The 20,408-nt window shown below is 67.6% G+C and carries 17 protein-coding genes; 7 read left to right on the top strand and 10 right to left on the bottom strand.

The window, feature by feature from the left end; genetic code table 11:
• The first annotated feature begins 3 nt into the window (after positions 1-3).
• Genes ACIQCN_RS13940 through ACIQCN_RS13960 form a run of 5 tightly spaced genes read left to right on the top strand, consistent with a single transcriptional unit; the run spans position 4 to position 5,111 of the window.
• Positions 4-1,503, top strand: coding sequence for an aldehyde dehydrogenase (NADP(+)) (locus ACIQCN_RS13940; RefSeq protein WP_400611398.1), 1,500 nt, complete (start codon positions 4-6; stop codon positions 1,501-1,503).
• A complete protein-coding gene (locus ACIQCN_RS13945; RefSeq protein ID WP_400611399.1) occupies positions 1,500-2,702 on the top strand; it encodes a fumarylacetoacetate hydrolase family protein in 1,203 nt (400 codons plus the stop codon). Before ACIQCN_RS13940 ends, ACIQCN_RS13945 begins: the two co-directional genes overlap by 4 nt.
• On the top strand, positions 2,702-3,415 hold the full coding sequence (locus ACIQCN_RS13950) for a GntR family transcriptional regulator (RefSeq protein WP_400604581.1): 714 nt from the start codon (positions 2,702-2,704) through the stop codon (positions 3,413-3,415). Before ACIQCN_RS13945 ends, ACIQCN_RS13950 begins: the two co-directional genes overlap by 1 nt.
• Before the next feature lie 30 nt (positions 3,416-3,445).
• Positions 3,446-4,198, top strand: a complete 753-nt coding sequence (locus ACIQCN_RS13955; RefSeq protein ID WP_400611400.1) for an SDR family NAD(P)-dependent oxidoreductase — start codon at positions 3,446-3,448, stop codon at positions 4,196-4,198.
• A 37-nt stretch (positions 4,199-4,235) separates the two neighbouring features.
• Complete coding sequence (locus ACIQCN_RS13960) at positions 4,236-5,111, top strand: fumarylacetoacetate hydrolase family protein (protein WP_400611401.1); 876 nt, start codon at positions 4,236-4,238, stop codon at positions 5,109-5,111.
• 31 nt (positions 5,112-5,142) lie between these two features.
• On the opposite strand, the gene ACIQCN_RS13965 is transcribed toward ACIQCN_RS13960, so the two are convergent.
• The 7 genes from ACIQCN_RS13965 to ACIQCN_RS13995 form a co-directional block, all read right to left on the bottom strand.
• Positions 5,143-5,583: a DUF779 domain-containing protein gene (locus ACIQCN_RS13965; RefSeq protein WP_400611402.1), complete on the bottom strand. Its 441-nt coding sequence runs from the start codon at positions 5,581-5,583 to the stop codon at positions 5,143-5,145.
• Between the two features lie 3 nt (positions 5,584-5,586).
• Positions 5,587-7,110 (bottom strand): aldehyde dehydrogenase family protein, encoded by a 1,524-nt coding sequence (locus ACIQCN_RS13970; protein WP_400611403.1) that lies wholly within the window; start codon positions 7,108-7,110, stop codon positions 5,587-5,589.
• Positions 7,111-7,244: 134 nt separating this feature from the next.
• Positions 7,245-8,585, bottom strand: coding sequence for a GAF domain-containing protein (locus ACIQCN_RS13975; RefSeq protein WP_400611404.1), 1,341 nt, complete (start codon positions 8,583-8,585; stop codon positions 7,245-7,247).
• Positions 8,586-8,745: 160 nt separating this feature from the next.
• Positions 8,746-9,999 (bottom strand): glycosyltransferase, encoded by a 1,254-nt coding sequence (locus ACIQCN_RS13980; protein ID WP_400611406.1) that lies wholly within the window; start codon positions 9,997-9,999, stop codon positions 8,746-8,748.
• Positions 9,999-10,610 (bottom strand): TetR/AcrR family transcriptional regulator, encoded by a 612-nt coding sequence (locus tag ACIQCN_RS13985; protein WP_400604594.1) that lies wholly within the window; start codon positions 10,608-10,610, stop codon positions 9,999-10,001. Before ACIQCN_RS13985 ends, ACIQCN_RS13980 begins: the two co-directional genes overlap by 1 nt.
• 46 nt (positions 10,611-10,656) lie before the next feature.
• Entirely contained in the window at positions 10,657-12,099 is a 1,443-nt protein-coding gene (locus ACIQCN_RS13990) for an FAD-dependent oxidoreductase (RefSeq protein WP_400604595.1), read from the bottom strand.
• Positions 12,100-12,168: 69 nt separating this feature from the next.
• Positions 12,169-13,164 (bottom strand): DNA topoisomerase IB, encoded by a 996-nt coding sequence (locus tag ACIQCN_RS13995; protein WP_400604597.1) that lies wholly within the window; start codon positions 13,162-13,164, stop codon positions 12,169-12,171.
• A 105-nt stretch (positions 13,165-13,269) separates the two neighbouring features.
• On the opposite strand from ACIQCN_RS13995, the gene rarD reads away from it, so the two are divergent.
• Positions 13,270-14,313: an EamA family transporter RarD gene (gene rarD, locus ACIQCN_RS14000; RefSeq protein ID WP_400611408.1), complete on the top strand. Its 1,044-nt coding sequence runs from the start codon at positions 13,270-13,272 to the stop codon at positions 14,311-14,313.
• Here the strand turns inward: rarD and gabT are convergent.
• Entirely contained in the window at positions 14,297-15,667 is a 1,371-nt protein-coding gene (gene gabT, locus ACIQCN_RS14005) for a 4-aminobutyrate--2-oxoglutarate transaminase (RefSeq protein ID WP_400604601.1), read from the bottom strand. The genes rarD and gabT overlap by 17 nt on opposite strands.
• A 12-nt stretch (positions 15,668-15,679) precedes the next feature.
• Complete coding sequence (locus ACIQCN_RS14010; protein WP_400604602.1) at positions 15,680-17,110, bottom strand: aminobutyraldehyde dehydrogenase; 1,431 nt, start codon at positions 17,108-17,110, stop codon at positions 15,680-15,682.
• 170 nt (positions 17,111-17,280) lie between these two features.
• On the opposite strand from ACIQCN_RS14010, the gene ACIQCN_RS14015 reads away from it, so the two are divergent.
• Positions 17,281-18,768, top strand: coding sequence for a PucR family transcriptional regulator (locus tag ACIQCN_RS14015; protein ID WP_400611410.1), 1,488 nt, complete (start codon positions 17,281-17,283; stop codon positions 18,766-18,768).
• Between the two features lie 7 nt (positions 18,769-18,775).
• On the opposite strand, the gene ACIQCN_RS14020 is transcribed toward ACIQCN_RS14015, so the two are convergent.
• Positions 18,776-20,353 (bottom strand): CHAD domain-containing protein, encoded by a 1,578-nt coding sequence (locus tag ACIQCN_RS14020; RefSeq protein ID WP_400611412.1) that lies wholly within the window; start codon positions 20,351-20,353, stop codon positions 18,776-18,778.
• Between the last annotated feature and the right edge of the window lie 55 nt (positions 20,354-20,408).

Consider the following 20,408-nt stretch of genomic DNA (forward strand, 5'->3'; position numbering starts at 1 on the left):
CCCATGACCGCATCCACACTGACCATCGCCACCACAGCCGAGGAACTCGACCAGACAGCCCAGGCGGCGCATCGCGCCTTTCTGGAGATTGCCGCTGAAACCCCGTCCACGCGGGCGGCGCGCCTGAAGGCCATCGCCTCGGCCCTCCGGGACAACGCAGATGAACTGGTCGCACTGGGCCAGGCGGAGACGCACCTGGGTGAGGCCCGTCTGCAGGGCGAGCTCAAGCGTTCCGCCTTCCAGCTGGACCTGTTCGCCGAGGAGGTTCTCGCCGGCGTGCCGCTCGACGCCACGGTGGACCATGCCGACCCCAACTGGGGCATGGGGCCACGCCCGGACATTCGTCGCGTCAACGTACCCCTCGGCGTCGTCGGCGTCTTCGGTGCTTCAAACTTCCCCTTTGCCTTCAGCGTGATGGGGGGAGATTCGGCATCCGCACTCGCCGCCGGATGCGCCGTCCTGCACAAGATCCACAGCGGGCATCGGCAGCTCGCGCTGCGGACGGCGGAAGTGGTGCTCGAAGCTCTTAGGGGGATCGGTGCGCCGGAGGGCCTCTTCGCGGTTGTCGACGGCCGTGCCGCAGCGGAAGCGCTGGTTGACCATCCATTGGTGAAGGCCGTTGGTTTCACCGGGTCCACTGCCGGAGGCCGCGCACTGTTCAACCGCGCCTGCGCCCGACCGGAACCGATACCGTTCTATGGGGAGCTCGGAAGCATCAACCCCGTATTCGTGCTGCCGTCCGCATGGCAAAACCGTGCAGTGGAAATTCTCACCGGGTACGCCGCTTCCTTCACCATGGGCATGGGGCAGTTCTGCACCAAGCCCGGCCTGCTGTTCGTGCCCGATACCCTCGCCGAAGAGAACCTGCGCGCCGCGCTCGAACCCGCACTGGCCAAGGCGCCACTGGCCGAACTGCTCACACCCGGCCTGCGCGAGTCCTTCGTCCGGGCCAGGGATGAGGTATCCGCGCTCGCCGGTGTCAGGACTCTGGTGCCCGGCTCCGACGACGAGGTGCCTGCCCCCACTGTCCTCCTCGTCGATGCCGGCGCCGTCACCCGCAACCCGGAGGTGCTGCACCGGGAAATGTTCGGGCCGGCCACAGTCGTGATTCGCTACCGTCATGCTGCCGAGCTCCCTGAACTGGCGGCCCTCCTGGAAGGCCAGCTGACCGCGACCATCCATGCCGATGCCGCTGACGATGCCTCCGGCCTCCTCGATGTCGTCACCGGTATTGCCGGCAGGGTGTTGTGGAACGGCTGGCCGACCGGGGTGACCGTGTCCTACGCCCAGCAGCACGGCGGACCCTACCCGGCCACCACGTCACGGACCACCTCCGTGGGAACGGCCGCCATCAGTCGGTTCACCCGGCCGGTCGCCTACCAGGATGTGCCCGATGCCGCGCTGCCACCGGCCCTCCAGGAGTCGAACCCATGGAGTATCGTGCGCCGGGTGGATGGACGCTTTGAGGTAATTCGAACCGGCCACAGGGAGGTTGGACAGTGAATCTTTCCAGCAGCACGCTGCTGCCCGAGGATGCCACCGCTGCGCTTTTGATTGGACGCCTCTGGGATCCGGCGACGGCGGGGCCGCGGCCGGTCATGGTGGACGGCGATAGCCTTGTGGACCTGTTTGGGTATGCCGGGACTGTTTCGGAACTGCTTAACGGTGAACAGCCGGCGGTGCTGTTGGAAATGGCACGCAGTTCCGATGCCCGTCGCTGGAGCCTTGCTGACGTCATTCGAGGAATGTCGGGTAGCACGGGAAACAACGAAGTACCCCATCTGTTGGCCCCCATCGACCTCCAGGCCGTGAAGGCTTGCGGCGTTACCTTCGTCGACAGCATGGTTGAGCGGGTGATCGAGGAACGCTGCGGGGGCGACTTCACCCTCGCCGACCAGATGCGCGCGCAGGTGCTTGACGCCCTTGGCGGCAACCTTGCCGGCCTGCGACCGGGATCTCCCGAAGCTGCGCGCGTCAAGGAGGTCCTTGTCCGCGAGGGGTTCTGGTCCCAGTACCTGGAAGTCGGCATCGGCCCCGACCCCGAGGTATTCACCAAGGCACCGGTGCTTTCCGCGGTGGGCGCCGGGGCGCGCATTGGCATTCCGTCCTTTTCGTCATGGAACAATCCGGAACCGGAACTGGTGCTCGTGGTGGACAACCAGGGCCGGATCCGCGGGTGCACCCTGGGCAATGACGTGAATCTCCGCGACGTCGAGGGCCGCAGCGCGTTGCTGCTCGGCATGGCGAAAGACAACAATGGCTCAGCTGCCATTGGGCCCTTCGTCAGGCTCTTCAACGATTCCTACACGCTCGACGACGCCCGGCAGGAGACCATCCAGCTCACGGTGCGCGGCAGGGACGGCTACACGTTGAATGGAACCAACAGCGTGAAGCGCCTGAGCCGTCCCTTCGAGGAACTCGTCGGTGCAGCCTATGGGCGCCATCACCAGTATCCGGACGGCTTTGCGTTGTTCACGGGCACGCTGTTCGCGCCGAACGAGGATCGGGATGCTGCCGGGATGGGCTTCACGCACAAGTTTGATGATGTCGTCGAAATCAGTAGTCCCCGATTGGGTACACTGACCAACATGGTGGCGCCCACGGAGGACCTTGAGCCCTGGTCATTCGGGATCGGCCACCTGCTGGAGTACCTCCTGGCACATTCGCGCCGTAACGAACTCAGCGGCAGGGCGGGTGCGTGATGAGTGAGCGCGCCGCCCGCGAGTTCGACACCCGCGGGCGTTCCGGTGTCGACGTTTACGCGATCCTCCGTGCGAAGATCCTGGACCTTCAACTGCCCCCGGACGGGAAGGTCAATATAGACGCCCTGGCCAGGGAGATGGGCGTCTCGCAGACACCCATCAGGGAGGCGCTCAGCCAGCTCGAGGGTGACCGGCTGATCGTCAAGACGCCCGGAAAGGGATACCGCACCACGGCACTGCTGGACACCGTCGAACTTCGGGAGCTCTTCGAGTTCCGCCTCCTCGTCGAACCGTGGGCAGCACGCGCCGCCGCGGTGAACCGGCTCATCAATCCGGCGCGTACTCTCCAAGCCTGGCTTGACGAATTTGAAACCGGTACCGCGCAGGACGACAGTGTGCGGCACCGGTTGATTACGCACGACACCGCGTTCCATGACCGCATCCTCTCGGCAAGCAGCAACGAGTTCGCGCTGCACGCCTACCGGGCAACCCACTGCCACCTCCACCTGTTCCGTCTGCATCCCGCTGACTATCAGGGAACCACCACCGTTGAGGAGCACCGCGCGATTGTGGACGCGATCGCAGCGTGTGACCCGGACGCGGCTGAGGAAGCCATGTACCGGCATCTGGTTGGCGCTTATCACCGCTTCGCGGAGGCCTTCGATCAAGACAGCCCGGGTCTGCGCACGCCGTCCCCGGCCAAACTTTGCTGATCTCTCCCGGAATTTACAAGGATGCTAACGATGGACTCTTTTACGGGCGTACGTGCCCTGATAACCGGCGGCGCCTCTGGAATTGGCGCTGCGGTCACCGCAGCACTGACCGCACGCGGCGCACGCGCAGCGGTGCTGGACCTGCGCCCCGAGGGCCTGCCCGACGGCGTTGCAGGGTTCACCTGCGATGTCGGCGACCGGGCCTCAGTTGACGATGCCGTGGCAGCCGCAGCCGCGCACCTGGGCGGGATCGACGTCCTTGTCAACAACGCCGGCGTCGGTGCTGCGGGAAGCGTGGACGACAATGACGACGACGAGTGGCTCCGCGTGCTGAATATCAACGTAGTGGGCATCGCCCGGGTGTCCCGCGCCGCGCTGCCCTACCTGCGCCGGTCCGACCGCGCCGCCATCGTCAACACAGGGTCGGTTGCCGCAACTCACGGGCTGCCCCAGAGGGCCCTTTACTCGGCGAGCAAGGGAGCAGTCACTGCGCTCACCCGGGCCATGGCGGCTGACCACCTCCGGGAAGGCATCCGCGTGAACTGCGTAAACCCGGGCACCGCCGACACCCCTTGGGTGGCAAGGCTGCTGGACGCGGCCGAGGACCCGGCAGCGGAGCGGACCGCGCTTGAGGCACGGCAGCCGCACGGTCGCCTTGTATCAGCCGCGGAGGTCGCTGCGTCCGTGCTGTTCCTGGCCGACCCGGCCAACGGGTCGACGTCCGGCACGTCCCTGTCCGTCGACGGCGGAATGCACAGCCTGCTGCTTCGGCCCGCCCCCTAAGCGCCCTGAAGCACACAACGAATTAAGGAGAGTTCAGATGGAACTAATGCGACTGGGCGAGCCCGGCCAGGAAATACCCGTGGTGCGCCAGGACGGCATCACCTACGACCTTCGCAGCATTACTGCCGACGTCACCGGCGCATTCCTCGGTGCCGGTGGCATCAGCCGCATCCGCGAGGCGCTGGGCGCCGGCGGACTGCCGGAACTTGCCGGGGCCGAATCGATGCGGGTGGGCCCGCCGGTGGCCGGCATCGGCGCCGTCGTTTGCGTGGGCCAGAATTATGCGGCGCACGCCGCCGAAACCGGCGACCAACCCCCGAAAGCGCCGATCATCTTCTTCAAGCACCCCAATACGGTAGTAGGCCCCAATGACGATGTGGTCATACCGCCAGGAGCGCAGAAGGTGGACTGGGAGGTTGAGCTCGCAGTCGTCATCGGCAAGCGCGTATCCTACCTGGCCAGCGCTGAGGAGGCGCGGGAATGTATCGCCGGGTTCACGGTCAGCAATGACGTCTCCGAGCGGGATTACCAGATTGCGCATTCGGGCGGTCAGTGGTCCAAGGGAAAGTGCGCGCCCACCTTCAACCCGCTGGGGCCAGCGCTCATTCCGGCGGACGAGGTCGCCGATCCACAGGCGCTCCGCCTTTACTCAAAGGTCAACGGCGAGGACCGGCAAGACTCGACGACGGCCGACATGGTGTTCAGCGTCAGCGAGATTCTCCGGGACCTGTCCCAATATATGGCGCTCGATCCCGGAGACGTGGTCAATACCGGCACCCCGCAGGGAGTTGCCCTCTCGGGCCGGTTCCCATACCTCACAAACGGGGACACGATGACGATAGGCATCGAGGGCCTGGGTGAGCAGCAGCAGCGGGTGGTTGCCTTCCAAAGCGTCTCTGCGCCGGCAGTTTGAGGGCCAGCCATCATGCCCGCCCGCCTGTCCGTCAGACCGGCCAGTCCATGAGCGTGGAGCGGATGAGGAACCGTTTACCTTCCGGCGCCTCCACGGAAAACCCGCTCCCCCGGCCGGTGACCACGTCGACGGTCAGGTGGGTGTGGCTCCAGTAGGCGAACTGTTCCCGCGACATCCAGAACTCCAGCGGCTGGGCCGCTTCGGCGCCCTGGCGCGCGCCGGCGTCGTGCGTTCCACCCTCGGCGAGGTCGAACCTGCCCAGCAGGACATCCGAATCCCCGGTGAGGAACTCACCGGCCGGGTAGCACATCGGGGCGGAGCCGTCGCAGCAGCCGCCTGACTGGTGGAACATGAGCGGTCCGTGCTGCAGCCACAGTTTCCGGAGCAGGTCCGCGGCGGCCGCCGTGAGCGCCACCCGGGAGAAATCCTCCCCGGGGAGCGTCACGGCGGCGTCCAACACTGTGTTTTCCACGGCCTAGAAGAAGCCCAGCTTGTTTTCGTTGTAGCTGACCAGCAGGTTCTTGGTCTGCTGGTAGTGGTCCAGCATCATGGCGTGGTTCTCGCGCCCGATGCCCGAGGATTTGTAGCCGCCGAACGCGGCCCCCGCCGGGTAGGCGTGGTAGTTGTTGACCCAGACGCGGCCGGCCTGGATTTCGCGGCCGGCGCGGTAGGCCACGTTGCCGTTCCGGGACCAGACGCCGGCGCCCAGGCCGTAGAGGGTGTCGTTGGCCAGGCCCATGGCGTCGGCGTAGTCACTGAACTTCGTCACGGCCACCACCGGGCCAAAGATCTCCTCCTGGAAGATGCGCATCCTGTTGTGGCCTTCGAACACGGTGGGCTGGACGTAGAAGCCGCCGGCCAGGTCGCCGGGCAGTTCTGCGCGGGCTCCGCCGGTGAGGACCTTGGCGCCTTCCTGCTTTCCGATGTCGATGTAGGAGAGGATCTTCTCCAGCTGGTCGTTGGAGGCCTGGGCACCCACCTGCGTGTCCGTGTCCAGCGGATTGCCCTGCACCATCTTTTCCACCCGGGCCACGGCGTCGGCCATGAAGGAGTCGTAGATGTCCTCCTGGACCAGTGCACGGGACGGGCAGGTGCATACCTCGCCCTGGTTGAAGGCGAACAGCGCGAAGCCTTCCTGGGCCTTGTCGTAGAAGGCGTCGTTCTCCTGCGCAACGTCGTTGAAGAAGATGTTGGGGCTCTTGCCGCCCAGTTCGAGGGTGACGGGGATCAGGTTGTTGGAGGCATACTGGCTGATCAGCCGGCCGGTGGTGGTCTCACCGGTGAAGGCGATCTTGCGGATACGGGAGCTGGAGGCCAGCGGTTTGCCCGCCTCGACGCCGAACCCGTTGACCACGTTGACCACGCCTGCGGGCAGGAGTTCGCCGATGAGTTCCATCAGCACCAGGATGGACGACGGCGTCTGCTCGGCGGGCTTGAGCACCACCGCGTTGCCGGCGGCGAGCGCGGGTGCCAGCTTCCACACGGCCATCAGGATGGGGAAGTTCCACGGGATGATCTGGCCCACCACGCCGAGCGGTTCGTGGAAGTGGTAGGCGGTGGTGTCGTCGTCGAGCTGCGAGAGCCGGCCTTCCTGGGCGCGGACGGCGGACGCGAAATAGCGGAAGTGGTCTACCGCCAGCGGGATGTCGGCGTTGAGGGTTTCACGGATCGGCTTGCCGTTATCCCATGATTCCGCGACGGCCAGCATCTCCAGGTTTTCCTCGATGCGGTCGGCGATCCTGTTCAGGATCGCGGCACGCTCAGCCACGGAGGTCCTGCCCCAGGACGGTGCAACCTTGTGGGCGGCGTCAAGGGCGAGTTCGATGTCCTCGGCGGTCCCGCGGGCCACCTCGCAAAAGGCCTTGCCCGTAACGGGAGTGATGTTCTCGAAGTACTGGCCCTTGACGGGAGCCACCCATTCGCCGCCGATCCAGTTTTCGTAGCGGTCCTTGAACGTGACCTTCGAACCTTCGGTACCGGGCTGGGCGTAAACAGTCATTGCGAGCTCCTTTGCTGTGCAGTGGGGGCGGCCGGACACTGCCGCTGCCGTTGGCGTCAGCGTAGGAGAACAAAGGTTGCAGCAAGGTTGCAACGGTGGGATCCAGGTCACACCGGGCGACGGCGGCTGGCCCGTTAGGCGCGCAGCTCGGCTTCCAGCCGCTCGAGGTCCGCGACGACGGCGGCCCGGCGGGGTGAGCGCGGCGGCAGGAGCTTCAGGGCGGCCAGCCGGACACCGGCGTCGTTCCTTGCCTCCGGCAGCTCCGCGTACTTGAGGAGCGACTCGGCGCTGCCGTCGGTGAGGACGGCTTCGCGGAGCAGCCCGGACACCTTCTCCCGCAGCTCCACGATTCCGGGCGCTTCAGACCTGGGCAGCACCGCCCCGCGGTAGATCTCGAGCGCGATCCGGTGCGCCCCGCGCTGCAGGCAGTTGAGGACCTGGCCGCTGTCCGGCACCAGGTCCACGGCCAGCCGGTAGGGCCTTGATCCGGGAACGGCCGCGGGACTGAGTTGCTGCAGGACTTTGCGGAGCCGGACCATTTCGGCCCGCAGCGTCATGGTGGAGCCGTCCCCCGGGTATAGCAGGAGGCTGAGTTCCCCGGCGCTCAGCCCGTCCGGGCGGGCACTGAGCAGGGCCAGGATCTCGCTGTGCCGCGCCGACAGCACCACGGTTTTGCCTTCAATGCTCAGCAGCGCCTGGTCCCGGCCCAGCAGCTGCAGGCTGTTGCGGTAGAGGCTTCCTTCTTTGGCATCGGCACCGGGACGGGCAGCGGAAGCCGCCTGCCGCCGTCGTACGGGTTTGCGGGCCAGTTCAGCGGCCAGCTCAAGCCGCTCTACGCGCAGCTGCGCCTGGGCGGCCGCCACCGTGGCCTCCACCAGCGACAACGTATGGGGCGCCACAGCGCTGTCCGTTCCCGTGATATCCACAACGCCCAGGACGGCGCCCGAGTCCGGGTCGTGAAACGGGACGGCGGTGCAGCTCCACGCGTGCACGGAACGCTGGTAGTGCTCGGCGCCGGAAATCTGGATACCGCGGCCCAGTGCCAGGGCGGTTCCGGGAGCGCTGGTTCCGACGGTGGCCTCGGACCAGTCGGCGCCGGGGACGAACATCATGCCTTCGGCACGGCGCTGCATGGCCGGGTCGCCTTCCACCCAGAGCAGGCGGCCCACTTCGTCCCCCACCGCCACCAGCAGCCCGCTGTCATGGCTGGGCTGGACCAGGAGCCTGTGAATGACGGGCATGATGCTGGCCAGCGGATGCTGCCGGCGGTATTGCTCGAGTTCGGCCAGGTCCAGGGCGAGCGGGGCTCCAGGGCTGTCCGGATCCGCCTTGAACCCGGCCGACCGCTGCCACGATTCCCGGATCAGCGTCCTGATCCCGGGCAGTTCTTCGGCGCCCGGGAACGCCTGCCCGCGAGTGAGTTGCTCATGGCCGGCCAGGGCGCTGTGCTGCTGGCGCGTGATCAGGTTCGTCATCGAACTCCCGGGGTGCAGGCACGGCGACGCTGCGCCGGCCCGGCAATTGTAACCCGCGCCACACCGAAGCAAGACCGGACGCGATTGCGTCGTTTTTGGCGCCGGAAGCTCCGGTTGTCCGCGGAATGGCGCGGTTGCGACTGCGTAAGGGATCCAAAAGTTACGCACTTCGGGCGGGACTGAGCAGCTCCTCAAGTGCGTCGGCACCGGCGCGGGCACCTCCGGCTGCTTCGAAGCCCGCAGCCACCCGCCGGGCACCCTCAGTCTTCGTGAGAGCCGCCCGGACTGCGGTGCGCAGCTTCTCCGGGGTGAGGTTTTTGCGCTTGAGCCGCACTCCGGCGTCGGCCGCTACTACCCTCGCCGCCACCTCGTGCTGGTCCCGGCCGTACGGAACCACAACCACTGGCACCCCCTTGGCCAGCGCCTTCTGGGTGGCGCCCATCCCGCCGTGGGTGACGGCGACGGCGGCATGATCCAGCACCGGCCCGTGGGACAGGAAGCGCTCAAGCCGGGCGTTGGGCGGCACTTCGCGCGGCCAACGCGCTTCCGCCACACCAGCCGGAAGCGTGGCGACGACGGTGAACGGCTCGTGCGCCAGAGCCGCCAGGGACATCCGCACCAGGTCCTCGTCGGCTTGGTACTCGGAAGAAGTGGTCACCAGGACGGCGGGATTCGGCAGGGCATCCAGCCAGGCGGGAGGCTCTGCCGGCGGTTCCCAACCCAGCGCCCCGATCATCCGCACGTCCGGACCCCAATCCGGGTGCGGATACTCGAACGGTTCAGCAGTGGTCACCAGCAGCAGCGGGGCGGTTCGGAAGAAGTCATCTACGCCTCGGACCGGCCGAAGCACGCCACCGGAGAGGTCAGCGCGCATGCTGTTGATGCCCGGTAACATGATTTTTTCGACGGCGCCGGTCACCAGCGGCCGCACCAGGGCATCCCGGATCCGGCCCAAAGGGCCAGGCATGGGATCGAGTCCGGGACCGAACGGCGGGGTTCCGCCGGACCGCAGCGGCGGGGTGTAGGGACTGAAGGCGGCCCACGGAATTCCACTGCCCTCGGCCACGGTACGTGCACCCCAGGCGTTGATGTCCACCAGCAGCAGGTCGGGGCGGGTCCCGGCGATCGCGTTGCGAAGGTCTGGTCCGTCCAGGCGGGCGCGGGCGATGAAGGTGTCGGTGCTCAGGGCGAGGTTGGCCTTGATGGACGTCGCGGTATAGTCGCGGTGCACCACGTCCAGGAGCCGGGCATCTATGGGCGCTGCGTCCAGGCCCCCGCGGCGCAGTTCCGGCACGTGCGCCGGCAGGGTGCGGACATGGACATCGTGACCGCGCGCTTTCAGTTCCAGCAGCAGCGGAACCATCGGGAAGAGATGCCCGATGGCGGGTGACGTGTAGGCAAGAACGGTGGACATCAGTGCCTCCGGATGAAGGGCCCCAGCATTTCGAGCAGTGAGGTGGCCACCTGGTCGCGGCTGAGCCCAGCGTCGAGGCGGAGCAGCTTCCAGGTGTAGACGTCGCAGAGGGCGACGAACTGGGCAAGGCGGCGGTGGCGCGCCGCCTTGTCCGCAAACAGGCTCTCTGACAGGTAGGGCTCGAAGACCCGCTCGCACCACTGCCAGTGGAATTGGCGGCCGGCGGCCGTAATCTCGGCCATGACCGGGGATGTGCCCTCCTCCGCCAGCATCTTCAGCGCCAGCGCGCCCGTGGTTTCATAGTGCTCCAGCAGGTTCCCGACGGCGGCCCGGACGTCGCCGGGCCGCGCTGCGTTGCGCTGGCCGGCCACCCTCGCCGCGGCGGCGTCCGCGGTGGCGTGGATGAGTCCCATCCGGTCGCCGAAGCGGCGGATGACGGTCTGGACGGTGACTCCGGCCCGGGCGGCCACGGCATTCAAGGTGACGTCCGCGAGCGGGCCTTCGAGGAACAGGTCCTCGGTGGCCTGGAGGATCCGGCGGCCGGTTTCCGCAGCGGCTGCCGCGCGCTTGGGGGAATCGTAGGGCCGGGTGTGCGTCCCGTCCATATTCATGTTAACTATGTTAACTTGAATTGCGGTCTATGGGTAGAGGGTTGGCTTAGGGGCGGGAGATGCGGATCATTTCCTCCCGCGGGACCACCTTGATGCGTTCGCGGACCACGGGTTCGGCACCGTCGGCCGCGCGGTCCGCAGTCCAGGCCGCACCCAGTGCTGCTTCGTGGGCGTCGAGCCTGTTCCAGCCCTCCCACGTCGTGTACTTGATGCCGCGTTCCTCAAGCAGGTCGATGATGGCCTGCGGGTCCGGATTGCTGGCCGGCGGCAGCGTCAGCCGGTCCTCCAGCAGGAAGCCGATGGTCTCCAGCGCATCGCCCTTGGTATGGCCGATCAGGCCCACCGGACCGCGCTTGATCCATCCGGTGGTGTAGATCCCCGGAACGGGGTTGCCCTCGGCGTCCAGGACACGGCCGCCCTCGTTGGGGATGACCCCGCGCCTGGCGTCGTACTCCAGCTCGTCGAGCGCGGAGCCGTGGTAGCCGATGGCCCGGTAAACGGCCTGGACCGGGTACTCGACGTACTCTCCCGTGCCCTTCGCGTTACCGGTGCCGTCCAGCTGCATGCGCTCGAACTTGATGCCGCCCACCTTGCCCGTGCCGCCGTCGGGCAGGATTTCCACCGGACTGTGCAGGAAGTGCAGGTGCAGGCGGCGCGAGGACGGGTTCTCCGACTCGGCGTGCTCCTCCACCAGCCAGTTGGTGAGCGTGTTCACCATGGTCTTGGTCTGGTTATTGCTCCGGATGGCCTCGTCGGAGGCTTCGTCGAACTCGAAATCCTCCGGGTACAGCACGATGTCCACGTCGTTCATGTGGCTCAGTTCGCGCAGCTCCAGGGGCGTGAACTTCACCTGGGCAGGGCCGCGGCGGCCGAACACGTGCACGTCCGTGACCGGCGAGGACTTCAGCCCCTGGTAGACGTTGTCCGGGATCTCGGTGCTGAGCAGTTCCTCCGGGTGCTTGACCAGCATGCGGGCCACGTCCAGCGCCACGTTGCCGTTCCCGATGACCGCAATTTCGCGCGCCTCCAGCGGCCACTCGCGGGGAACGTCCGGGTGTCCGTCATACCAGGAAACAAAGTCGGCTCCGCCGAAGCTCCCGGCCAGCTCGATGCCCGGAATGTTCAGGTCCGCGTCCTTGATGGCGCCGGTGGAGAAGATCACGGCGTCATAGAAGGCGCGGAAGTCGTGCAGCGTCAGGTCGCGGCCGTAGGTCACGTTGCCAAGGAAACGGATATCGCCCCGGTCCAGCACCTTGTGCAGCGCGTTGACGATTCCCTTGATACGCGGATGGTCCGGGGCCACGCCGTAGCGGATCAGCCCGTACGGTGCGGGATAGGCCTCGAACAGGTCGATGCTGACCTCGAAATCGCCGTCCTTCACGCCTGCGGATTTGGTGAGGATGTCCGCAGCATAGACCCCGGCCGGTCCGGCGCCCACGATGGCGACGCGGAGGGGACGGGTGGAGGCGGTTTCGCTGTGGTTGGACACCGGGAGCCCTTCTAACGATGAGGATGCGCCGGACCTTGGCGCACCGGCTTCCATTCTAGATTGAGACGCTTATGAGGCCCGCAGCGGGACCACGCTGCCTTCCCGGTACAGCAGGGCCCGCAGTTCGGCCTCGCCGGAGTCGGCGCGGCGGGGGTCAATGGTTTCGCCGTCGTTGTAGTGGTCCACCACCCTGGGGTCCACATAGCTTTTCCGCGCGATCGACGGCGTGTTCCCCAGCACCGCCGCGGCCTCCTGCATCGCCTGGCTGACCGCGCGCTTGCGCTGCGCGACCGTTCGGCGGACGCCGGTCCGCGCCAGGCTCACCGCGGCCGCTACCGTCCCGCGCAGGGTCCGGAAGTCCTTGGCGGTGAAGTCGGAGCCGGTCCGCTCCTTGACGTAGGCGTTGATCTCCGCACTGGTGACCGGCCGCCACTGCCGGCCCTCCTTGTACGCGAGGAGCCGGGCGTTGGGCCCCCGGCGCTTGAGCGACCGCACCAGGGCGGCAAGGTCGGCGTCGTCAATCTCCGACTCCCAAAACTTGCCGCTCTTCGCCGGGAACCGCAGCATGACACGGTCCTTGCGCACCCGGGCGTGCGCGCACAGCAGGGTGGCCAGGCCGCGGCTGCCGTTCTCGTTGGTGTACCGCTCGGAACCCACCCGCAGGGAGCCGCTGTCCAGCATCCGGAACGCCCCGGCCAGGACGCGCTCCCGGGAGAAACCTTCGCTGCGCAGGTCCATGGTCACCTTCCGGCGCGCGGCAGGCAACGACTCCGCGAGCTGGAGGGACCGGTCGAACTTGGCCCGGTCCTTCCGCTCCCGCCATTCCGGGTGGTAGATGTACTGGCGGCGCCCCACCGCGTCCAGCCCCGTGGCCTGGATGTGCCCGTTGTCGAACGGGGAAATCCACACGTCCGTCCAGGCCGGCGGAATGCCGATGCTTTCGAGCCTGTCGCGGACGGGTCCTGGCGGCAGGGTGGAGCCGTCCAGGTCGCGGTAGCTGAACCCCGTCCCGGCTGCCACCCGGCGGTATCCGCGCCCGTTGGCGTTGCTGCGCCGGAGCCTCATGGCGCGGGCGGGAGCGGGGCTGCGTGTGTCATGAAAGCAAGCCTACTGATCAGTGGGGGTTTCGCCCGCATGGCGTGCTGGAATACCGGCCCTGGTGGTGATGTTATGGGTTGCGTGCCTACACCCGATGGAGTAACTCCAGCCAGCGCCGCTGCCACTGCGGCGGCCCCACGCTCTGCGGCCCCCCAGGCGCCCGGCGCCACGCCGCCAGGCCCCAAGGCCGTGGACAAGGAGACGACGGCGGGAATTCTCTTCGGCGTCGGCGCTTACGGGCTGTGGGGGCTGCTGCCGCTGTACTTCTTCGCACTGATGCCGGCAGGCGCCGTCGAAATCGTGGCCAACCGGGTGGTGTGGTCGCTGGTGTTCTGCGCCCTGCTGATTACCGCCACCCGGGCGTGGCCGGCGCTTGCCGCGGCCTTCCGCGACCGGAAGTTGTTCGGTTCCCTGGCCCTGGCTGCTGCATTGATCGCCGCCAACTGGCTCACCTACACCTACGGCGTCACCACCGGCCAGGCCGTCGAAGCGGCGCTGGGCTACTTCATCAACCCGCTGGTATCCGTGCTGCTGGGCGTGTTCGTGCTTAAGGAAAGGCTGCGCCCGCTGCAGTGGGCCGCCGTCGGGACCGGTTTCGTGGCGGTGGGCGTGCTCACCTACTCCTACGGAAAGCTCCCATGGATTGCCCTGACGCTGGCGGTGACCTTCGGCCTGTACGGCTTCGTGAAGAAGCGCGTGGGTCCCAGGGTGGACGCGGTGACCAGCCTCAGCGTGGAAACCATGGTGCTGGCGCCGTTCGCGGCGGCCACCATGGCAGTCCTCGCCATGAACGGAACGGCCACCCTGACCACGCAGGGCACCGGGCACTTCTGGCTGTTGGTGGCCTCCGGCGTGATCACGGCGGTCCCGCTGCTGTTCTTCGGCGCGGCTGCCCGCCGGCTGCCCATGACCACCATCGGGCTGCTGCAGTACATGGCGCCGCTGCTGCAGTTCGTGGTGGCCCTGCTGGTCTTCCGCGAAGCCATGCCGCTGGAGCGCTGGATCGGCTTCGGCGTGGTGTGGCTGGCGTTGCTCCTGCTCACGCTGGACATGCTGCGCGCCGCCCGGAAGAACTCGGCGGCGCGCAGGGCAGCGGCTGTTACGCGTGGGCCTTGATGGCAGCTGCCAGGACGTCCAGCCCGTCGTTGAGCAGTTCGTCGGTGATGACCAGCGGCGGGAGCAGGCGGATCACGTTGCCGTAGGTGCCGCAGGTGAGGATGATGACACCCTCCTTGAGGCAGGCTGCGGCCACGGCCTTGGTCAGCTCCGGGTTGGGTTCCTTCGAGCCCGCCTGCACCAGCTCGATGGCCAGCATGGCACCGCGGCCGCGGACATCGCCGATGACGCCGGTTCCGGCCCCGGCCAGTTCCGCCTGCAGTTCGCGGAGGCGGCCGGTGGCCAGGGCTTCGATGTGGCGGGCGCGCCCGGCAAGGTCGTACTCCTCCATGGTGCCGATTGACGCCAGCGCCGCGGCGCACGCCACCGGGTTGCCGCCGTAGGTGCCGCCCAGGCCGCCGGGGTGGACTGCATCCAGCAGCTCTGCGCGGCCGGTGATGGCTGAGAGCGGCATGCCGCCGGCGATGCCCTTGGCCAGGGTCATGATGTCCGGGACAACACCTTCGTGGTTCACGGCAAACCATTCGCCGGTGCGGCAGAACCCGGACTGGACCTCGTCGGCGATGAAGACGATGCCCTTCTCCTTGGCCCACGCAGCCAGCGCCGGGAGGAAGCCTTCGGCCGGGACGATGAAGCCGCCCTCACCCTGGATGGGTTCGATGATGATCGCGGCCACGGACTCACCGCCAATTTGCTTCTCGATCATGGTGATGGCCCGCTGCGCGGCCTCGGCACCCGTGATCGCGGGGTTTTCCTCGCGGTACGGGTAGCTCATGGGCATCCGGTAGACCTCGGGAGCGAACGGGCCGAAGTTGGTCTTGTACGGCATGGCCTTCGCGGTGAGGGCCATGGTCAGGTTGGTGCGGCCGTGGTAGGCGTGGTCGAAAGCGACGACGGCGTCCCGCCCGGTGGCCAGGCGGGCCACCTTGACGGCGTTCTCCACAGCTTCGGCACCTGAGTTGAAGAGGACAGTGCGCTTCTCGTGGTCGCCGGGGGTGAGGCGGTTCAGCTGCTCGGCCACGGCGACGTAGCCTTCGTAGGGGGTCACCATGAAGCAGGTGTGGGTGAAGTGCTCCACGGCTTCCTTGACGGCGCCCACGACAGCGGGATCCGACGCGCCCACGCTGGTGACCGCGATGCCCGAGCCGAGGTCGATGAAGGAGTTGCCGTCCACGTCATGGATGATGCCGCCGTCGGCATCCGCCACGTAGACGGGAACGCCGGACGCGACGCCGGCGGCGACTACGGCTTTGCGCCGTTCTGCCAGTGCCACGGACTTGGGACCCGGAAAGTCGGCGTGCACGCGGCGCTTCTGCTCCAGGCGGAAGGTGATGTCTGATGCGGTGGTGGTCATCGGGTTACTTTCTTAAGAATCGAGGGCGGACATGACGTGCTTGATGCGCGTGTAGTCCTCCACGCCGTACATGGAGAGGTCTTTGCCGTAGCCGGACTGCTTGAATCCGCCGTGGGGCATTTCGGCGGTGAGCAGGATGTGGGTGTTGATCCACACGGCGCCGAAGTCCAGGTCACGGCTCAGGCGCATGGCCGTTCCGTGGTTGGTGGTCCAGACGCTGGAGGCCAGTGCGTAGTCAACGTCGTTGGCCAGCTCCACGGCTTCTTCCTCGGTGCTGAACTTCTGGACTGTGATCACCGGCCCGAAGGTTTCGTGCTGGACCACGTCGTCCGTCTGGCGGGCACCGGTGATGATGGTGGGCTCGAAGAAGTAGCCCTTCTCCCCCGCCTGGTGGCCACCGATTTCAATCCGGCAATTCTCCGGCAGGTTGGCCACCACGGAGCGGACGGCATTGAAGTGGTTAACGTTGTTCAGCGGACCGAAGTAGTTTTCCGAGTCATCCTGCGAGCCAGTGCGCAGGGTCCTGGTGTGCTCCACCATGGCTGCCACGACGTCGTCGTGCACTGATTCCTCCACCAGCACCCTGGTGATGGCCGTGCAGTCCTGGCCGGCGTTGAAGAACGCGAACTCGGCGATGGCGGCGGCGCTTTTCTTGATGTCCGCGTCCTTGAAAACGATGGCCGGCGCCTTGCCCCCCAGCTCCAGGTGGGCCCGCTTGAGGCCCTTCGCGGCGCCTGAGGCCACGGCGATGCCGGCGCGGACCGAACCGGTAATGGACACCAGGCCGGGCACCTTGTGCTCCACCATCAGTGAGCCGGTCCGGCCCGTTCCCAGGACAACGTTCAGCACGCCGGCAGGGAAGATCTCCCCGGCGAGGCGGGCCAGGACCAGGGTTGACTCGGGAGTGGTGTCGGAGGGCTTGAGGACCACCGTGTTGCCGGCCGCAAGTGCGGGGCCGATCTTCCAGATGGCCATCAGGAACGGGTAGTTCCACGGCGCCACCTGGGCCACCACGCCGATGGGTTCGCGGCGGACATAGGACGTGTGTCCCTGGAAGTACTCCCCGGCGGACTTGCCTTCCAGGATGCGTGCGGCGCCGGCGAAGAACCGGAGCTGGTCCGCGCCGGCGGCCACTTCCTCGGACGCGATCAGCGAACGGACCTGGCCGGTGTTGCGGTGCTGGGCTTCCACGAGTTCGTCACTGTTGGCCTCGATGGCGTCCGCGAGCTTGAGCAGCATGAGCTGACGCTGTCCCGGCGTGACGTGCTTCCAGGACTTGAAGGCGTCCTTGGCGGCAGCCATCGCTGCATCGACGTCTGCCTCCACCGAAACCGGCGAGTGGGCCACCACTTCACCGTTGGTGGGGTTCACGATGTCCAGCAGCTCAGTGCCTGCCGGCGTCACGAATTCGCCGTTGATGAAGTTCTGCAAGGTTTGGACCACGGTGTACAACCTCTTTCTTTGTGGCTACCGGCAGCCGCGCGGGTGGGCGGGAGCTGATGGCTGGATCTGCCTTGAGCCTATGCCAGCACCCCGTGGCAGGGAATAGCCACCTGCACACCGTTGCCCGCCATCTTTAGTGCGGTTGACCAGCACCCGACTATCCTTGGTCCATGGCTATTTCCCTTGCCGCCCTGCTGGGTGTCGGTTCCCTGAAACTGTCCAAGGCGGGGCTGGCCGAAACCACCTGGCACCAGGACATCAACTGGGTGGCGGTGACCGAACTGGAGGACCCGCAGCGGTTCCTGAACGGCGGCGAACTGGTGCTCACCACGGGCCTGCGGCTCCGCTCCGCCCCCGACCAGCGCCGCTTCGTTCGCCAGGTGCAGCGCGCCGGCGCCGTAGGCATCGGGTTCGGCGTGGGGCTCTCGCACGAATCAGTGCCCCCGGCGCTGCTGGCCGAGGCCAACCGGTGGGGCCTGCCGGTGGTCGAGGTTCCGTACGAGACCCCGTTCATCGCCATCGGCAAGCTGGTGGCGGACGCCCAGTCCGCGGACCACTACGCCAAGCTGGAGCGCCTGATCGCCGGGCACCAGGTGCTGGCCCGCGCGCTCCTGACCGGGGGCGGGCTTGGTGAACTGCTGAAGCAGCTGGGCAGCATGCTGCGCACGGGCATCGCGCTGACCCAGTTCACCGCCGAGCTCTACAACAGCACCGGCGAAACGCCGTCCACCGGGACCTGGTCCTCCTATCCCGTGCCCACCGGCCGCCGTGACGCGTGCACCCTGTGGGTCCGGCAGCCGTTCGAGGACACCGGAATCATCGGCTACGCCCAGAACCTGATCAGCGTGGAGCTGAACAACATGGTCCAGCAGCGGCAGGCCCAGCGCGCCCTGTGCGGGCAGGTGCTGGACGACGTCATCAACGGCGCCCTGGAAACCAGCGAAGCCCAGCGCCGCCTCGCCGGCGTTGGCATCAACAGCACCCGCAAGAATGTGGTGCTGCTGGCCGTGTCCGCGGCCCACCACAAGGCTTTGGCGAGCACCTCGGTGCCGCGCGACCTCGGGGAGGCGGTGGCCGCCGTCGTCAACAAGGACCTGGTACTGGTGATCAATGACGACGGCGGGTCGGCACCCTCGCTGGCGCGCCGGCTCAGCGACCACCTCGCCGAGGCGGGGATCCACGCGACGATCGGGATCGGCGGCGCCTACACGAAGCCCAACGGCCTGCGCTGGAGCTACTACGAAGCCCGGGACGCCGCCAGCCACGGCCTCCCGGTCAACGAACCGGAACGGCTGAGCCTGACCTCCCTGCTGTTGGCCAGCGAGGACGTGCCGCTGGCGGACATGGCGCGGGAATCGCTCACGCCGCTGCGGAACTTTGATGCCACCCACGGTTCCGAGCTGATGGCCACGCTGGAAAGCTACCTGAACAACAACGGCTCGGTGGCCGCCGTGGCGGAGGAGCTGACGCTGCACCGGAACACCGTCCGCTACCGCCTGGCACAGATCACCGAGCTCACCGGATACGACCCCTCCGTCACCGCGGACCGCGTCCAGCTTTGGCTGGCCCTGGCCGTTGCCCGGCTCGCCTCCCGCCCCGGCAACTCCGCCGCGACCGCACCAACGCGCGGTCACATCCCGCTCAACAAACGGCCCTGAGGCGGTGTTATGTGACCCCGCGCTGCAGGAGGCGGCGCGATTTTTTCCGGGCCTTCCGGTATTTCTTCTCCGCCGCGGCCATCAGTTCGATCTCCCTCGCGTGCAGGGTGGCATAGGGACCGTCGCTGCCCATCCGTGCCACGAGGTCACGGGCGATGACGGCGTCATGGAAATCGCCCAGGACCTTCTGCTGCCGGTGCGCGGCCTTGGCCACCTTTCGGGCCCTGCGCCGCACTGGTTCCGCCGACTCCGCCACGTGCCGCAGCCGCTTCGCATCCTTGCGCACCCGGTGCAGCGCCTGCTCGTAGTCGCCCTCTCCCAGGGTTCCGGAGGCCTTCTTCTGCGCTCGGCGCAGGCGTCTCGCGGCCTTCGCCACAGCCCGGGCGGACACCTTTCGGCCGCGCCGGATCCCCTTCGAGGCGGCCCCCATCCGCAGCGGCGGAGCATCCCGGAAATCCTCGAGCGCGGCAAGCAGGCGGAAGTAGCGCCCTGATTCCAGCGCGAGCAGCAGGCGGCGGTATCCGGCGTCGTACTGCTCTGCGCCGTGGCGGCCCAGCCGCTCCCGGGCCGCGGCCGAGTCCTTCCCCGGCGGCAGTTCCGCGGCGTGCCCGTCAAGCCGTTCCCGGAGGACCTCTGCATCGCGCGGCCCGCCCAGCATGCCGCCCAGCCACTTGAGTTCACCCGCGAGCCGGCGCAGGGGCGCCCTCGCGTACAACTTCCGGTACGCGGCCAGCGCCGAGCGGAGCCGCCGCACCGCCGACCTCATGTTGTGCACGGCTTCGGGTTCCTCCAGCCGGACGGCCGGGTCATTGGCCAGCAGCTCGTCCAGGTGCGTTGCAAAGTAAAGGCCGACGACGGCCGCGGCCGGCGCTTCCTTCCCCGCCGCGAGTTCCGGGGCCCTTTGGCCGTTGGTGCTTTCGGCGCGGCCCGGGCCGGTTTCCGCAAGCACTTCGAGCGCCCTGGCAAGTTTCGACGCGTGCGGGGCGGGGGTGGCGCCGGCGGCTGCCAGCAGTTCGGCCGCCGGGCCCAACAGCTCCGGTCCGCCATGCACCAGTTCGAATTCCCACTCACGCCACCGGTACGCTCCGGCTCCGGCGGGCAGGAGGCTGGCGGAGACCCTGTCGTCGGCCAGGTCCGCCAAGTGTGTGCCGTCCGGGCCGTAAAGGGCGTGCGTGGTCCGTTCCGTTTCCAGCCGAACCGTGGGGGCGAGGTCAGCCCCCCGCAGGTACACGTGCAGGTGTGCCAGCAACGGGTCAGGCACGACGTCGGGCCTGCCCAAGGGCGCGTGCAGTTCCCGGCGACGCCGGATCTCCGGTGCTCCCGGTTCCGCACCTCCGCCAACCCCTTCCGGTTTTTCGGGCGCAAGCTTCAGGTGCCAGCCCTCGTCCGCCCCGCCCGTGCGCCGCCGCAGGCTGATCCCACGGCCGGCCAACGTACGTCCCGGAGTGTCGAAATACACCGCGGTGAGTCTGTCCACCCGTGGGGGCGCAACGCGCCCAGCCCCGGGCAGATCCGCGAGGCGGGGCACCCGGGCCTCGGGGCCGGCGTCGTACTTCAGCTCCACTTCCATGCCCTGGACGTTCATCTGCTGTCCTCCCGCGTGGTGTGTTTTCCGCAGTCTATTTCGCCCGCCGCCCCAC

This window comes from Pseudarthrobacter sp. NPDC092424 (genome assembly GCF_044754925.1).
GTDB lineage: Bacteria > Actinomycetota > Actinomycetes > Actinomycetales > Micrococcaceae > Arthrobacter.